Origin of the sequence: Pseudomonas sp. DWP2-2, assembly GCF_049897065.1 — a bacterium.
Classification (GTDB): domain Bacteria; phylum Pseudomonadota; class Gammaproteobacteria; order Pseudomonadales; family Pseudomonadaceae; genus Aquipseudomonas; species Aquipseudomonas paracarnis.
In genome coordinates this window covers 22,613-38,856 of the sequence record NZ_JAFCVN010000014.1, presented here as the reverse complement: position 1 = coordinate 38,856, position 16,244 = coordinate 22,613, and the positions used below count along the sequence as shown (strand labels likewise).

Sequence of the window (16,244 nt, the reverse complement as noted above, 5' to 3'; positions counted from 1 at the left end):
ACCCGCTCATTGAGCGGGTTTTTTTTCGCCTGCGATTTAACGCGCCTTACGGTGCGTTGCGGCTGTGGCGGTAATCGCTGACGGCCTCGTACACCGCTTTGCGCAGCCGGTTGATGCCGCCGATGGGGCGGTGCGCTTCCAGCCCGAACCAGGGGTTGAACGACTGGTTATCGCACGCCAGGTTCTGCGCCGGCGTGTCGAAGTCCTGGGCGGGAATCCTGACCTTGGCCACGGTTTCATACGGCGCGTCGCTTTCCTTCCATTCGATGCTGGTGTCTTCGATCGGCATGAACGCCTGCGGGTTTTGCCGCTGGATTTGCAGCACAAAACACGCATCTACACGGTCGGTGGACAGTTGCTGGTTGAGCGCGCTGCGCAGGAAGTTCGGCAGGGCCTGGTTCTGTTTGGGCAACACATAACCCGGGCAGCTTTGTGGGTCGGGCGCGACGCGGAACTTGGCGTTGGCCGCGCCAAACTTGTAGGGCGAAACTGAAAAGTAAGTCGTCTGCGTCGGGCTGGCCGGTGCGGGCGCCAGGGTTGCCAGGGCGATAAACAAGTGACGCACTTGCCAACTGCGCGGGTCGAGCTTGGGAAAGAAAGCCAGGACCTTCTTGCCATCCGCTTGCGCGCCGATGTTTTGCGCGTATTCCGCGACATCGCTGACAAAGAAGTTCGGGTGGCTGAACATCACGAAATCCTGTTCGGTGCGCGCTTGCTGATCTGCCATCAGTTGCTTGCCCGGCACATCCAACAGCTTGATGGCCATGCCGCGTGCATCGCGGATGCTGTCGAATTGCGGATAAGCGTTGCCGTTGGACAGGCGCATCGTCGCCTGCCAGGTCTTGCCCGGCTCGGCAAACACGCCCTGGCGCAAGGCCGGGTCGAGATCTGCCAGAACGCTGACCTCGGCTTTCACGCACCCATGGGCCTTGGCATGGGCATCACGCAGGTAGCGAGTGCCTTCGCGATGCTGATCAACGATGCGCACGGCGGTCTGGATGATGCCTTGGGTCATCGCCGCTTCACCCGGCGGGATCTGTTCCTTCACCGACACCGGGCCCCTGTGCTGCCAGGCGAACCAGGCCGTGGCCAACACCCACCCCAGCAGGCCCAGGCCCAGCAGCCACAGCAGGGTTTTGCCAACAAAGGCGCCAAGGCGTAGCCAGAGACGAGCAAGCATGGAGCGGTCCTTGTTTTGCGAGCGGATAATCATGGCAGTTGTTGCTCCAGCGGGCCGCCCAGCACCTTGAGGTATTCGAGCAGCGCCCAGCGTTCCTGCGGCAGCAGGCCACGGCCGATCACGCCATTGCCACGTTCGCCGGCACGGAATTCGTGGCCGCTGTTGTGGTTGCCGGTGATTCTGGTATCGAACAGGAAGGCATTCTTGAAGGCGGTGGTCTCAAACCCCAGGTGACGCGGGTCGTAGTTGAAGGTGCCCTTATAGAAGGTAGTGCTGCGTTCGTCCTGAGGCGAGAGCAGTTGGTAGATCGTCGGCACTGAACCGTTGTGCAGGAACGGTGGGGTGGCCCATACGCCTGCCAGTGGCCGCGCCTTGTAGGCACGCAATTCGCGCACGCCGATGGGCAGGCCGAACCCGTCCAGGCCTGGGCGCTCGGCCGCGGTAACGCCGGCCGCACGGTAGGCATGCTCTTCGACGAAGGCGGTGACATAGGCTAAACCCTGGGCCACCGACATTTTTTTCAGGTCCAGCGGCGCGGTGGGGGTGGGGTGCAATTCGACATTGAGCCGGGCCAGTTCGGCCGGGTCCCATTGCAACGCGCTGAGGTCATAGCGTTGGTCGGCAATGTTGTTGGCCGTGCCGGGGTCGGTGCCGATGTAGTTCACCGGCAGCATTTTCAACTGCTGCACCGGACGGCCGTTTTCCTGGGTGACGGTGGGTAGGTGGCAGCCGGCGCAGTTCTCGGCAAAGAGTGCGCGACCCTGGGCGGCGAGGGGCTTGTCGATGGCACCGAACAAGTATTGCGGCCAGGTCGGCGGTTTGAGCCGTTGCAGGGTTTCTTCGATCAGGTGCAGGTCGCGCACCCGTACGCTGGACGGGTAGCGGGCATCGCCTTTGAGCGGTTGCCCGGCAGTGTCGAAGAACGTCAGGGTCGCGCCTACGCCAAGGGCTTCGCCGATGTTGCGCGCCATGGGCTGTTGGGCCGAGCCATTCCACTGCACCCAGTCGAAGGTCCAGATATCCCACAACTGCGGGTAGTCCACCGGCGCATTGGCGACGCGATAATTGTCTGGGGAAATAGCGTCGCCAAAACTGGCGTTGGCGATGCGCCCAAAGGCGTCAGTGCGGCCCGGGCCTTCTTCGGTGGGGTAAAGGCCGCGGTGGGTGTCATTCCAGGCAACCTTGAGGAACTGGTTCAGCGATTGCTTGAAGTCCTTGCGCAGTTGATCGCGCTGGGCGTCGTACTGATCCCCCAGGACCTTGTGGGCAAAGCGCTCGAACTTCCATGGGTTGTAATAGGTAGCGGCCAGGCTGGCGACCAGGGCCTGGCCGAAACTGCCGCCACGCAACGTGGGAACGCTGGAGGGCAGTACGTGTTGCGCCGAGCCGCCGTCGATACGCAGGGCCTGACCCTTGAAGTGCAATTCGCCGGTGTGGCAGGCCGCACAGGTGATATCCAGGTACTGAGCCTTGCTGTCGGCGTTCTGGTGCCGGGCGAACCCTACCGGCAGGTTGCCAGGGTTTTGCGCGGTGGGCACCTGTTTGGGATCGACCAGGAAGCCAAAGCGCGCCAGGTACTGCGGCGCGGCAAAGCGTTGCTCGGAGAACGGCAGCTCCAGGGCGGTGAACCAGTCGTAGTGCAGGCCTTTTACTTGAGTGCCCTGGGGCGTGAAGTAGTAGGTCTGGCGGTCGGCGGCACTCCATTGCTCCTGATAGTGCACCTGTTTCACGGGCACGTAATCCGGCAGCTTGGGGTTGAGGGTGTAATAGAGCACCACGGCCAGGATCAGGCCCAGTGCGATCAGTATCAGGAGTAAAACTCGGGAAAAAATGCGCAAGATAACTATCCTTGTCGAATTGTCGCGTTGTTATGCCACTGCGCCACAGGTGCGGCAAGTAGCGATTAGCCTGCTGGCAGGCGGTCCCGCGATCCGTCGCGGTGGCCCATGATAAATGGAAATGCTTTTAAACACGTGAACTTATCAGAAGTTTCCTGCTCACATGCCGGTAGCCATTGGTCGGGGCCGCCTGATAAGCTCGCGACTTTATTCGAATGCCCTTTTGGCGCATGAACAAGGAAATAGCATGAAACAGCATCGGTTGGCGGCGGCGGTGGCCCTGGTTAGCCTGGTACTTGCGGGTTGTGATTCGCAAACCAGCGTAGAGCTGAAAACCCCGGCGCAAAAAGCTTCCTACGGCATCGGCCTGAACATGGGCAAGAGCCTTGCCCAAGAAGGCATGGATGACCTGGACTCCAAAGCGGTAGCCCAAGGCATTGAAGATGCTGTCGGCAAGAAAGAGCAGAAGCTCAAAGATGACGAACTGGTTGAAGCCTTCGCCGCGCTGCAAAAGCGTGCCGAAGAGCGCATGACCAAAATGAGCGAAGAGTCGGCAGCTGCCGGCAAGAAATTCCTCGAAGACAACGCCAAGAAAGACGGCGTCGTCACCACCGCTTCCGGTCTGCAGTACAAGATCGTGAAGAAGGCCGACGGCGCCCAGCCTAAGCCAACCGACGTGGTGACTGTTCACTACACCGGCAAGCTCACCAACGGCACTACCTTTGACAGCTCTGTAGATCGTGGTAGCCCGATCGACCTGCCGGTCAGCGGCGTGATCCCGGGTTGGGTCGAAGGCTTGCAACTGATGCATGTTGGCGAGAAGGTCGAGTTGTACATCCCGTCCGACCTGGCCTACGGCGCCCAGAGCCCGAGCCCGGCGATCCCGGCCAACTCCGTGCTGGTATTCGACCTGGAGCTGCTGGCCATCAAGGACCCAGCCAAGGCAGAAGCAGCGGACGCACCTGCTGCACCAGCCGCCAAGAAGTAATCGGCGCCTGAACACACAACGCCCCGTCTCGACGGGGCGTTGTTGTTTTCGGGGCTGTATCAAAGGATGCAAAAATCTTCTGTGGGAGCTGGCTTGCCTGCGATGACGGCCTGCCAGCCTACACCTACTAACTGACACACCACGATCAACCTGTGGGAGCGGGCTTGCTCGCGAAGGCGGCCTGGCAATCAACACAGTTGGATTGTGTACATATCCATTGCTGCGGTAACGGCCACATAGGGTTCCGCCCTGACGGCGGCTCACTTTGCAAGAGCGGCAAAGTAAGCAAAACGCTCTTGCCCCACCACTCGGCACCTCGCTCAGGCTCGGTGTGCCCGTAATCCGCCAGTGATTTGGGGGGCCGCCGCCACGCGCCATCCATGGCGCGGGGCGGCTAAACCGGCATCCCTGCCGGTTTACCCCCCAAATCCCTGTCGAATTCCGGCCAGCGTGGTTTAACGGGGCGCCTAAGATCAAAAGCAGATCAAGATCAAGAGCGGCTCGCTTCGCATCGTGGTTAGCGTTGGCTGCTACGGCCTGTAAAGTTGTGTTGATGCCTAAGGCAATCGCAGGCAAGCCAGCTCCCACATTTGGAGCCGGGGGTGTCTGGGAGATAGGCATCGGCTGGCAGGCTGCCACGTCGTACCGGGTCGTGTAGATGTCTATGGCTATCGCACGCCAGCCAGCCCCTACGTTGAAGCCTCTGCAAATCCAAACGAACGTCCGCAACCGGACACAGTCTGATATAAGACTCGAGCACGGGTAGCCGCACATACATGCCAAGTCAATGAATTCTTGGGTTTTTTTTATGTGCGCAAAAAACGCCCGATCTGACTGTAGGCCTTGTAGTCCGTGGCTTTCAGCCGATAAAACAGGCTCTGTTCACAAGGTTATCCACAATTTGTGTGGATAACCTTTTATGTCGCCTGGAACTGGAGTGCCCAATGAAACCACCGTTCAATTTCACCCGTTTCCTGCCCATGGCCGCACGCTTGCTCGGTCGGGGGCGTTTGCCAACCTTGCTGTTTGCCGTCGCTGCCAAAGGTTCAAGCCAAGGCAATCGGCTCGGCCAGCTCAAGGATGATCTCAAGTTACTGCAGGCCCTGTGCCTGGCTTACTGGCGCGGCGAATACCGTGCGATCAGCCCTAAGGCGCTGATCTCGGTGGTGGCGGGGCTGATGTATTTTCTCAGCCCGATTGATGCGATTCCGGATTTCCTCCCGATGTTCGGCATGCTGGATGACATCGCCGTGCTGGCATGGGTCATGAAGACCCTGAGCGGCGAACTGAGCGCCTTTCGTGCGTGGCGCGATGCGCAACGCCCGGAAAAACTCGCGGTGGTTGAGCGCCTGCCAGCGACGCCTGAGCTGCTGGCCCGGGAAAACCCACAAAAAAACTAATGTTGCCCGGTATCCCCTGCGACCTTTGTGGCTGTTAGGATTACACTTCTAAGGAAAGAGCTTACTTAGTAAGTGTTTTTATCCTACGGGGCAGTCATGGATATTCAGATCATTTCACGCGATGGCGCACCCGAATACGCGGTGTTGCCATGGGACCAGTACCAGGCGCTGCTAAAAGCTGCCGGTCAGCAGCAACCTACACCCGCTTCTTCCCCTGCCGCCTCTACCGCCATTGATCAGGACCTGCGCCCGCTCGCAGCCCTGCGCGGCCTGCGTGAAGCCAAGGGGCTGGCTATCGAGACCCTGGCACGCACAGTGGGGATCAGCCCCTCATACCTTGGATTGATTGAAAGTGGTGAACGCCAGCCGGATGCCGCCATTCGCCGCAGCCTGGCTTGGGAATTGGGCGTAGCAGGTTGGAGGGATGAGTCTTGAGCCTACGTATTAGCCGTCAACACTGGGATGGGTTGCTCAACGAACTGGATCAGGCGCGGCGCCAGCGCCATTTGCTCACGTACCGTGCACTGCTTGAGCGCCTGCAATTCCCCACGCCGGCCATGCAGACCCTGGCGGCGGCCCTGGAGCACCTGGCGGCACTGGATGCCAAGGCCGAGCAGCCGCTGCGCAGTTCCCTGGTGATCAGCCAGGGCGCCAGCCGCCTGCCGCGCACCGGTTTTTTCGAATGTGTGGAGCGCCTGGGGCGGTTCAGCGGGCCTTCTGACGGCGTGGCCGCCGCGTCCTGGCATGCTTCCGAAGTGGTGCGGGTGTTCGAGTACGAGTACCCGGAGTCCGCCGAGGCCTAAAGCGCCTGGGGGCGGGTGTCCATGCTGTCGATCACGTGGATGCTGTAGCCCGCCACATCCTTGGCTTGGTGCTTGGCTTGTGACGCCAGTTCTGCCAACTGGCTGGCATCGAGTTGTGCGCAGGCCTGAGGATACAAGTGCACTACACCGATGGACAGCGACAGCAACGCAAACTCCTGGCGCACGCCCTGGCGATTGAGGGCCACGAAGCACCCAGCCTCCAGATGTTCAGCGCGGTAGAAGCGTCGGCATTGGGTATGGAAGTCATCCAGCAACTGGTTGAGCCGCTTGCGCCAATCCTGCGGGCCCAGCACCAGCAAAAAATCATCCCCACCAATATGCCCGACAAAGTCGCGGCTGGGGTCTACCCGGTCGTTGAGGCACTGCGCCAGGCACAGCAGCACTTCATCCCCGCGCCCGTAGCCGTAGATATCGTTGAACGGTTTGAAACTGTCGATATCCACATAGCAGATCACCGACTCGCGCTGTTGCTGCAGCAGCCGGGTGAGGCACTGCTGGATCGGCACATTGCCAGGCAACAAGGTCAACGGGTTGGCGTAGCGGGCCTGCTGGATTTTCAGCTCCGTGATCAACTTGAGCACGTCGATGACCCGACCCAGCCCCAGGTAATCACCGTTCAGGGTTATGATGAAATCCTCTTCGATGCGTTGCCGCGCGCGGCTGGTCAATAAGCGGCTGACCTGCTGCAAGGACTGGCTCAGTTCCACCGCCAAAAAGTCATCGCTCATCAAGCGGCTGATGGGTTTACGTGCAAACAGATCGGTCGCGAACGGCTTGAGCAACGCGTCAGACAACGAGTGCCGGTGCACAATGCCGACCGGGCAACCGCGGCCGTCCAATACCGCCAGCGAGTTGAGGTTGGCCTGGCGGCGGAACGATTCCAGCACTTGAGCGGTGGCGGTGTCTTGATCCACGGCGGGCTGCTCATTGAGCAGGGCGCTCAAGTCACTGCCTTCGTCATTGAGGGCCAGCGTGGCGTTATCCGGCTTGGGCAGCATCAGGCGCGCTTCCTGCGGCGGCTTTTCCTGAGGGCGGCAGAGCAGGTAGCCCTGGACCAGGTCGACGCCCATCTCGGTCAACACCGCCAGTTCTTCCGGCAACTCGATGCCCTCGGCAATCACTTGGGCGCGGGACGCCCTGGCGATCTGCAGGATCGAGCCGACAAACTCACGCTTGAGGGCGTCCTGGTGAATGCCGTCAATAAAGTGCCGGTCGATCTTCACGTAGTCCGGGCGCAGCTCGGACCACAACCGCAAGCTGGAATAACCGGCGCCCAAGTCATCCAGTGCGATGGCAAAGCCCATGTCGCGGTAGTGGTGCAAGGCAGTTTGCAGCAGCGCGAAATCGTCGGTGGGTGCCTGCTCGGTTAGCTCGATCACCACTTGGCTGGGAGAAATGCCGAAGTCGCGCAACAGTTGCAGCGTGCGCCCTGGCTGATGTGCGTTCTCCATCAAGGATTCGGGAGAGATATTGAGGAACAGCTTGCCGGGCAGTTTCTGCTCGCTGAAGCGCCGGCATGCACTCTCTCGACACGCCATGTCCAATTCGCTCAGGCGCCCGGCGTGGCTGGCCACCGAGAACAGTGCGACGGGGGAGTGCAGCGGGCTGTTGGACGGGCCACGACTGAGAGCTTCATAACCGAGGATGCGCCGCTCCGACAGGCAGATGATCGGTTGGAACAGGCTGTGCAAACTGCCTTGAGCCAGGATTGAGCCCAATGCATTCAGCTGTTCGGTCATGGTCATGGCGGTCTCGATCAAAAAAAAGGACCGCAGGCGTAAACCTGCGGTCCTTTTATTTCACGACAGAATGATGTCTATATGATGACACTCCGAGGAGCGATCACATTAAATCGCCATCATTTACTGCTTGGCCACCTGCTTGGTGATTTTCAGATAATCCAGCAGGATCCGGCCAGTCTCGGCCAAGTAAGCGTCGTCTTCCGGCTTGGTTTTATCCGCCTCGGTCGGCAGCGCGTCTTCATCTTCTTTCTTCAGCTCTTTGAGCGGGTCTTCACCCTTGGCCTTGCGGCGGGTGTTTTCCAGCACCAGTTGCTGATTCTCGATGCTGGAGTGCTGTGCACGGCGATCCGCTTCGTTGAGGCTGACGGTCTTCTCTTCCATCAGCTTCTTGGCCAGGGCCAGCTTGTCGCGGATAAACACGAACTCGGCGTCCTTGGCAGAGCGGGTGTCATGGTCAGCCTTCAACTGAGCCAGGAAGGGCTTGAACGGATCCGACGCCGGCTTGATCGCAGGGCGGATGGTGTCCCACGGCATGGCTTCAGGCAGGGCGCTTTCGCCGATTTCCTTGGTGTCGATGATCGAAGGGAAATCGATATCCGGCAGTACGCCTTGATGCTGGGTGCTCTGCCCGGATACCCGGTAGAACTTGGCCAGTGTCAGCTTGAGCTCGCCATGGTTCAGCGGTTGGATGGTCTGCACGGTGCCTTTGCCGAAGGTCTGGCCGCCGATGATCAGTGCGCGGTGGTAGTCCTGCATGGCGCCGGCGAAAATCTCCGAGGCCGAGGCCGAGAGACGGTTGACCAGCAGCGCCATCGGCCCTTTGTAGAAGGCACCCGGGTTCTCGTCTTCGAGCACGTCGACACGGCCGTCAGCGTTGCGTACCAATACGGTCGGGCCCTTGTCGATAAACAGGCTGGTCAGCTCGGTGGCTTCCTGCAGGGAGCCGCCGCCGTTGTTGCGCAGGTCGATGACCACGCCGTCGACTTTCTCTTTCTGCAGTTCTGTCAGGATTTTCTTCACGTCGCGGGTGGTGGACTTGTAGTCCGGATCACCGGCGCGGAACGCCTTGAAGTCCAGGTAGAAGGCCGGGATTTCGATCACGCCCAGCTTGTAGTCCTTGCCATCCTGCTTGAGGTTGAGGACTTTCTTCTGCACGGCCTGGTCTTCGAGCTTCACCGCTTCACGGGTGATGGACACGATCTTGCTGGTCTGGTCGTTCGGTGCATTGGTGTGCGGAATCACTTCCAGGCGCACCACGCTGCCTTTAGGCCCACGGATCAGCTTGACCACTTCGTCCAGGCGCCAGCCGACCACATCGACCATCTCTTTGTCGGCCTGGGCCACGCCGATGATCTTGTCGGCCGGTGCCACTTGCTTGGTTTTGTCAGCAGGGCCTGCCGGCACCAGACGTACGATCTTCACCTGGTCATTGTCGCTTTGCAGGACGGCACCGATGCCTTCCAGGGACAGACTCATATTGATATCGAAATTTTCCGCGTTATCTGGCGACAGATAATTGGTGTGCGGGTCGTAGGACATCGCAAAGGTGTTGATGTAGGCCTGGAAGATATCCTCGGCACGGGTCTGGTCCAGGCGTGCCAGCTGGTTTTTGTAGCGCTTGGTCAGCAGTTCTTGAATGGCCTTGGGCTCTTTGCCGGCGATCTTCAAGCGCAGCACTTCGTCCTTGACGCGTTTGCGCCACAGGTCGTCCAGGGCTGCGGTGCTGGTCAGCCAAGGGGCGTCCTTGCGGTCTACCAGAAGGGTTTCTTTCTGGGTGAAATCGAGTTTGTCGACGCCCTTGTTCAGCTCACCCAACGCGAAGTCCAGACGCGCTTTGACGCGGTCCAGGTAACGCTTGTAGATGGTGAAGCCGGGTTGCAGGTCGCCGCTCTTGAGGAAGTCGTCGAATTGGGTCTTCCACTTGTCGAACTCAGCGATATCGCTGGCCAGGAAGTAGCTGCGCGAGGGGTCCAGCAGCTTGAGGTAGCTGTCGTAGATGATCACCGAGCGAGCGTCGTCCAGCGGCGGCTTGCTGTAGTGATGGCGCTTGAGCAACTCGACGACGTTAAGGCTGGCAATCACCTCATCGCGATCAGGCTGAAGGTTGTCCCAGCTATTGGCTGCGAACGTATTGGTCGACATCGACGCGAAGCCGAGACCAATGAAAAAAGCGAGGGCGGTGCTGGGGAACAGATGCTTCATGCTGATTCGACGCGGGGGCAATTGATAACGCATATTAGGCCGTCTTTGAGGGAGCCGGTTCCATATGGTCCGGTCGCATAATGCAAAAAGCCCGGCGCTACAGCACCGGGCTCAGTCCAGACTCACTATGGAGGCACTGTGAAAGCATTGCAAGGCGTTGACGGTGATGTGGGGGGCTAGAACAACCTCGTCCTACGTCCGGTGTAGTCCATATTGCCAATAGCCTGACCGAATCCTAGATTGAAATGCAGTCAGTGTGGGAGCTGGCTTGCCTGCGATAGCGGTGCGCCAGATGAAGAATTCTTCACTGTTGCACCGCTATCGCCGGCAAGCCAGCTCCCACAGGTTGATGTCTATTGATTCAGGTCCAGTGGTGGATCGGCCAGCCGGCCTGTTCGGCATTGGCGCGCAACACCGGGTCCGGGTTCACCACCTGCGGGTGATCCACCTTGAGCAGCAGCGGTAAATCATTGCGCGAGTCCGAATAGAAATAGGCACCTTCAAGGGTTTCGCCTTCCTGCTCCAGCCATTCCAGCAACCGCGTGATCTTGCCTTCACGGTAAGTCAGTACACCCTCTGTCTTGCCGTCGTATACCCCATGGCTGACGCTCAGGTTAATCCCCAGCACTTCCTCGATACCGATACGCGCAGCAATCGGCGTGACCAGGTGAGTGCCCGAAGCGGAAATCACCAGGATCCGGTCACCGTTCGCGCGGTGGCGGGCGATGGTCTTGGTGGCGTCGCTGTAGATCAGCGGCTCGATCACGTCCTCGACCCACGGCTCCACCAGGTGCTCGATTTCTTCCGGGGTTCGGCCGATCATCGGCTCCAGGCTGAAATCCATGAAATCTTCCATCAACAGCTTGCCCTGGCTGTAGGCATCCATCAGCTCGTTGTTCCTGCGCATGAATGACTCAGGGTCTACCCAGCCGAGGCGGCCCATCTGTTCGCTCCACAGCGTGGCGCAGTCGCCGTGGATCAAGGTGTCGTCCAGATCAAAAATTACCAATGCCATCGGTGATGCTCTCTCTCAATAGGTCGCTGCCTGTCAGGCTACTTCACACAGTGCGCTGGGGTCGATGGAAAGTGCCAGGCGTTGGCCGTCCGGATGCAGGTCGTCGGCCGAACGATTGAGCACATCCACCACCAGCTCGACACCACGGGCTTCGATGCGGTAGCGAATTACGTTACCCAGCAGGCTGTGGCTACGCACCAACGCATCGAGCTCGCCACTGCGGCTCAACTCGATGGCCTCGGGGCGAATCGCGATACGCCCGCTGATCGGTCGCTGCAGCAGTTGGCTGGCCTTGTCGGCATCGAGCAGGTTGTAGTTGCCGATAAACCCAGCAGCGAACACATCCACCGGCGCGGTATAGAGGGTTTCGGCATCGCCGCTCTGCACGATCTTGCCCTGGTTCATCAAGAAGATGCGGTCGGACATGGTCAGCGCTTCTTCCTGGTCATGGGTCACGAAGATCGTGGTCAGCCCCAGCTCGCGCTGGATCTGGCGGATCTGCTCGCGCAAGTGCTTGCGAATACGTGCATCCAGCGCCGACAGCGGTTCATCGAGCAACAGCAGGCGCGGGCGGGTTACCAGGGAGCGGGCGAGGGCGACGCGCTGGCACTGGCCACCGGACATCTGGTGCGGATAGCGGCCGGCCAGGTCCTTGAGTTCCACCAGTTGCAGCACTTCTTGCACGCGCTTGTGACTGTCGTCGGCGTTGACCTTTTGCATGCGCAGGCCGAAGGCAACGTTCTGTTCCACGGTCATGTTGGGGAACAGCGCGTAGCTCTGGAACACCATGCCGATCTGGCGCTTCTGTGGGCTCAGGGGCACGATGTCCTGGCCATCCAGGAGGATTTGGCCACTGTCCACCGGCGTAAGCCCGGCGATGCAGCGCAGCAAAGTGGATTTGCCGCAACCGGACGGGCCGAGCAGGGTGACGAACTCGCCTTTGGCGACCTCGCAATTGATATCGCTGAACACCGGGGTGCCGGCGTAGCCTTTTTGCAGGTGTTGGACGCTGACGAAGCTCATTGGCTTTTGTCCTTGTTCAAGAGAGTGGCGGCCCAGGTCAGTACCAGTACAAAGAAGAAATAAGAGATCACCACGGCGCTGGTGAAATGGCCACTGCTGTTGCGCATGTTGTTGAGGTACACCTGCAGGGTTTCGTAGCGGGTGCCGACGAGGATGTTGGCGAACACGAACTCGCCGAACAGGAACGAGAACGACAGCAGCAGCGCCACCATCAGGCCCTTGCGCAGGTTGGGCAGCACCACCAGGATCGCGGCCTGCCAGGTGCTGGCGCCGAGCAGTTGCGAAGCGTCCATCAGGTCGCGCAGGTTGATGGCTTGCAGGTTGTTGGTGATCGCTCGGTACATGAACGGCAGCGCGACGGTGAAGTAGCAGCCGATCAAAATCCACGGCGTGCCCACCATCGCCAGCGGCCCGGAACCGTACAGTTGCAGCAGACCCACCGAGGACACCACCGGCGGCACCGCAAAGGGCAGCAGGATCAGGATGTTCATCAGCGCGTCGAGCTTGGGAAAGTGGTAATGCACCACGAACAGCAGCGGCAAGATCAACACCACCGAGAGGATAAGTGCGCCCACGCACACCAGCAACGATTGCCCGAAGGCCATCAGAAAGCGCGGGTCGCTCCACAGCTGTACATACCATTTCACGCTGAAGCCGGCGGGCAGGATGGTTGCCGACCAACTGCTGGAAATCGAGTAGACAAAAGTGCCCACCAGCGGCAGCACCAGGATCAGGAACAACAGGTACACCACCACTCGATGGTAGAGGGAGGGCGTACTGGCTTCAGCGCGAGACATGGTAGCTCCTCTTGAGCAGCAGTTGATGCACCACCGTGACCACGGTCATCAGCGCCACCAGCACCACGGCCAGGGCGCTGGCCATGTTCGGGTCCAGCGACACATCGCCGGAGACCAGGCCGGCAATGCGAATTGGCAGCACGTTGAAGTTGCCGGTAGTAAGCGCATAGACCGTGGCGTAGGCGCCCAGGGCATTGGCCAGCAGGATCACAAAGGTGCCGAGCAGGGCCGGGGTGAGCACCGGCAGGCCGATATGGCGCCAGAACTGCCAGCCATTCGCACCGAGCAGCGCGGCAGATTCGCGCCAGTCTTCGCGCAATGCGTCAAAGGCCGGGTAGAGCAACAGTACGCCGAGGGGGATCTGGAAATAGGTATAAAGGATGATCAAGCCGGTTTTCGAGTACAGGTTGAAGTCCTCGATGATCCCGGCCTGCTTGAGCATGAGGGTGATACTGCCGTTGAACCCCAGCAGGATGATGAACGCGAAGGCCAGGGGCACGCCGGCGAAATTGCTGGTCATGTTGGCGAACGCGGTGACGAAGTTGCGCAGCGGCGAATCCACTCGGCGCAGTGAGTAGCTGCCCAAGGTGGCGATGATGATGCCGAAGATGCTGGAGTAAAAGCTGATCTCCAGGCTGAACTGGATGGCCTGCCGGTAGAACTTCGACGTGAAGATGCGGGTGAAGTTTTCCAGGCCCCAGCCGGCCTCTTCGGTTTGAAGGCTGCTGATCAGCACCCACACCAGTGGCGCGATCTCGAACACGATAAAGAACAGTGCGAAGGGCAGCAGGCACAGCAGGGCCAGCCATTTGCCGCGGGTCAATGCATTCACTTGAGCAACTCCCGGCACACAGGTTTGTCGTGGGGCACGCCGAGCAGTTCGCAGACGGTGCCGCACAGGTCGGTCTGTTTAGGCACGGCGTCGGTGTCCAGGCTGAAGGCGTCACCGATGACAAACAGTGGCACTTCCCGTTCTTCGCGCAACAGGCCGTTGTGGGAGCGGTCGTTGTTCATGCCATGGTCGGCGGTGACCAGTATCTGGTAGCCGGCGTTGAGCCAGCCTTGCAGGTAGTCGGCCAGGATAATGTCGGCCGAGCGTGCGCTATTGCGGTATTGCGCGGTGTCGAGGCCATGCTTGTGGCCGGCGTCATCGATGTTCATCGGGTGCACCAGCAAAAAGTTTGGCGCGTGCTTGAGCCGCAGGCTTTCGGCGTCGGCGAACAGGTGGGAATCGGGGTAGTGGTCATTCCAGTAGAAATGCCCGTGCTGGATCGCCAGCGCCTTGTCGTCGGTGTGACGATCGCGGGCGGCGAGAAAGGGCGTGCGGTTATACAACTCGCTGACCCAGTGGTAAGCCGCCGCCGCGGTGCTCAAGCCGGCGTCGGTGGCGTAATGGAAAATGCTGCGCTGGGTGGACAGGCGCGAGACGTTGTTGTGCACGACACCGCTTTGGATCGGCGGCACGCCGGTGAGGATGCATTCATACAACGGGCGGGACAGGGCAGGCAGTTCACATTCCAGTGTGTAGAGGGCTGCGCGTCCTGCGCCGACGTAGGCCTGCAAGTGCCCCATGGCGTGCCGGGCAACCTCGAAGTTGAGGCCGTCGAGCACCACAAGGATGACAGTGTGCTTCATGGGGGCTGGGGCTCCGCAACAGAGGGTATGGCTCAGTATCAACTTGGGATGGGATCAAATGTGGGAGCTGGCTTGTTGTGGCGAGCAACTTTGCTTGCGCTGGGGTGCGGAGCACCCCCAAAAAGCCGGCTCCAGCTACGCTGTCGAGCGGGAGCAAGCTCCCTCGCCACAGCAAGCCAGCTCCCACACTGACCGCCTTTGGATCAGAGAGACCGATTACTTCATTTCTACGATGACTTGCTCGTTCCACATCTGTGGCAGCTTCTTGGACGTCGCTTCCCACGCATCGGCATCCTTGATCGGCTGCGGGTTGGCCTTGGTGTACTGCTCGCCCGGGATCAGGTTTTTGGCAACATCTGCCGGCAGTTTCAAGTCGGTTTCAGCCCGGATCGGACGCGCATTGCCGCGTGCCAGGTTGAGCTGGCCGGCATCGCTGAAGATGTATTCGCGGGTGAGCTTGGCGGCGTTCGGGTGCTTGGCGTATTTGTTGATGATGGTGGTGTAGCCGGATTTCACCGAGCCATCCGAGGGGATCAGCACCACGTAGTCATCCGGGTTGGCCATCTTGGCCTTGTAGCTCAGGCCGTTGAAGTCCCAGACGAGGCCCACTTCGACTTCGCCTTTTTCCATGGTGGCGATGGTCGGGTTGGACAGCGAGAGCCGACCTTGCTGGGCGATCTTGGTGAAAAATTGCAGGCCCGGCGCGATGTTTTTCTCGTCACCCTTGTTGGCGATGGCCGCGGCGAGGACCGCGTTGGAGGCTTGGGCGGCGGTGCTCACGTCACCCACCGAGACCTTGTATTTACCGGTTTGCAGGTCAGCCCAGGTGGTGGGCACTTCGGAGCCGTGCAGCAGCTTCTTGTTGACGATAAAGGCAATGGTGCCGGTGTAGGCCAGGGCCCAGTGACCGTCCTTGTCTTTCGCCCAATCCGGCACCTGCGCCCAGGTGGACGGTTTGTACGGCTGGGTGACTTCCTGTTTCACCGCGATCGGGCCGAAGGCTGCGCCCACGTCACCGATATCGGCGCTGGCGTTGTCTTTTTCGGCTTTGAACTTGGCGATTTCCTGGGCCGAGCTCATGTCGGTGTCGATGTGCTTGAGGCCGTAGGTCTTGGCCAGGTCTTCCCAGGTGCCTTTCCAGTTGGCCCAGTCATCGGGCATGCCGACGCTGTTGACGGCGCCTTCCGCTTTGGCGGCGGCTTCCAAGGTTTTTAGATCGGTATCAGCAGCCATGGCGGCGGTGCACATGGCAATGGTCGAGCCTAACAGTGATGCCAGGAAAAGCTGTTTCATCCGAAGCTCCTTTGGGCGTTTTCAACGCGGCGTTTTATCTGAACGTTAGCGGTGGTTTGGTCTAGGTCAGCAATACCTGAGCCAATCTAGGCCCCCTGGATGACAGTTTCATGTCGATGTCGTTTTTGAAGCGCTGATGTCGCTCAGCTCCGACTTAGCGTAGACCATGTCCAAGTGCCCGCAGGCTCTGGACTTGGCCGATGTATTGCAGGGGGTGGTAGAGGCAGTCGACAGCCTTTGTCATCTGTCGGTCATGTGGAGTGCCTAGGCTGGCACACAGCAGCAGAAGCCCAGATAGAGCGCGTTT

Annotated in this window: 14 protein-coding genes; 4 read left to right on the top strand and 10 right to left on the bottom strand. The window is 60.0% G+C overall.

Going from position 1 to position 16,244, the window contains the following annotated elements; genetic code table 11:
* Positions 1-46: 46 nt before the first annotated feature.
* Both ACP7CZ_RS23455 and ACP7CZ_RS23450 read right to left on the bottom strand, forming a co-directional pair.
* Positions 47-1,180: a catalase family protein gene (locus ACP7CZ_RS23455; RefSeq protein ID WP_054897889.1), complete on the bottom strand. Its 1,134-nt coding sequence runs from the start codon at positions 1,178-1,180 to the stop codon at positions 47-49.
* A gap of 29 nt (positions 1,181-1,209) precedes the next feature.
* Complete coding sequence (locus tag ACP7CZ_RS23450; RefSeq protein ID WP_294191595.1) at positions 1,210-3,018, bottom strand: di-heme-cytochrome C peroxidase; 1,809 nt, start codon at positions 3,016-3,018, stop codon at positions 1,210-1,212.
* A 247-nt stretch (positions 3,019-3,265) separates the two neighbouring features.
* On the opposite strand from ACP7CZ_RS23450, the gene ACP7CZ_RS23445 reads away from it, so the two are divergent.
* From ACP7CZ_RS23445 to ACP7CZ_RS23430, 4 genes are all read left to right on the top strand, one after another.
* Complete coding sequence (locus ACP7CZ_RS23445; RefSeq protein WP_003190133.1) at positions 3,266-4,006, top strand: FKBP-type peptidyl-prolyl cis-trans isomerase; 741 nt, start codon at positions 3,266-3,268, stop codon at positions 4,004-4,006.
* A 944-nt stretch (positions 4,007-4,950) separates the two neighbouring features.
* Positions 4,951-5,406, top strand: coding sequence for a YkvA family protein (locus ACP7CZ_RS23440; RefSeq protein WP_056788425.1), 456 nt, complete (start codon positions 4,951-4,953; stop codon positions 5,404-5,406).
* Positions 5,407-5,502: 96 nt separating this feature from the next.
* Positions 5,503-5,841, top strand: a complete 339-nt coding sequence (locus ACP7CZ_RS23435; RefSeq protein WP_034127238.1) for a helix-turn-helix domain-containing protein — start codon at positions 5,503-5,505, stop codon at positions 5,839-5,841.
* Positions 5,838-6,209 (top strand): hypothetical protein, encoded by a 372-nt coding sequence (locus tag ACP7CZ_RS23430; protein WP_005786715.1) that lies wholly within the window; start codon positions 5,838-5,840, stop codon positions 6,207-6,209. The genes ACP7CZ_RS23435 and ACP7CZ_RS23430 overlap by 4 nt, the downstream gene beginning before the upstream one ends.
* Here the strand turns inward: ACP7CZ_RS23430 and ACP7CZ_RS23425 are convergent.
* The 8 genes from ACP7CZ_RS23425 to ACP7CZ_RS23390 form a co-directional block, all read right to left on the bottom strand.
* The gene (locus ACP7CZ_RS23425) at positions 6,206-7,975 is read right to left on the bottom strand and encodes a bifunctional diguanylate cyclase/phosphodiesterase (RefSeq protein ID WP_294191550.1); all 1,770 of its coding nucleotides are present in this window, start codon (positions 7,973-7,975) and stop codon (positions 6,206-6,208) included. The two genes, ACP7CZ_RS23430 and ACP7CZ_RS23425, sit on opposite strands and share 4 nt — an antisense overlap.
* Before the next feature lie 117 nt (positions 7,976-8,092).
* Positions 8,093-10,174, bottom strand: a complete 2,082-nt coding sequence (locus ACP7CZ_RS23420) for a carboxy terminal-processing peptidase (protein ID WP_223816873.1) — start codon at positions 10,172-10,174, stop codon at positions 8,093-8,095.
* Positions 10,175-10,535: 361 nt separating this feature from the next.
* Positions 10,536-11,189 carry an HAD family hydrolase gene (locus tag ACP7CZ_RS23415; RefSeq protein WP_054897873.1) on the bottom strand — a complete coding sequence of 218 codons (654 nt, stop codon included), beginning with the start codon at positions 11,187-11,189 and terminating at the stop codon, positions 10,536-10,538.
* Positions 11,190-11,222: 33 nt separating this feature from the next.
* Positions 11,223-12,212 carry an ABC transporter ATP-binding protein gene (locus tag ACP7CZ_RS23410; protein ID WP_034127242.1) on the bottom strand — a complete coding sequence of 330 codons (990 nt, stop codon included), beginning with the start codon at positions 12,210-12,212 and terminating at the stop codon, positions 11,223-11,225.
* Complete coding sequence (locus tag ACP7CZ_RS23405; protein WP_054921680.1) at positions 12,209-13,009, bottom strand: ABC transporter permease; 801 nt, start codon at positions 13,007-13,009, stop codon at positions 12,209-12,211. Before ACP7CZ_RS23405 ends, ACP7CZ_RS23410 begins: the two co-directional genes overlap by 4 nt.
* Positions 12,996-13,841 (bottom strand): ABC transporter permease, encoded by an 846-nt coding sequence (locus ACP7CZ_RS23400; protein WP_044267910.1) that lies wholly within the window; start codon positions 13,839-13,841, stop codon positions 12,996-12,998. The genes ACP7CZ_RS23405 and ACP7CZ_RS23400 overlap by 14 nt, the downstream gene beginning before the upstream one ends.
* A complete protein-coding gene (locus ACP7CZ_RS23395; protein WP_252951117.1) occupies positions 13,838-14,644 on the bottom strand; it encodes an alkaline phosphatase family protein in 807 nt (268 codons plus the stop codon). Before ACP7CZ_RS23395 ends, ACP7CZ_RS23400 begins: the two co-directional genes overlap by 4 nt.
* A 216-nt stretch (positions 14,645-14,860) precedes the next feature.
* Entirely contained in the window at positions 14,861-15,937 is a 1,077-nt protein-coding gene (locus tag ACP7CZ_RS23390; RefSeq protein WP_003190150.1) for an ABC transporter substrate-binding protein, read from the bottom strand.
* Positions 15,938-16,244 lie beyond the last annotated feature (307 nt).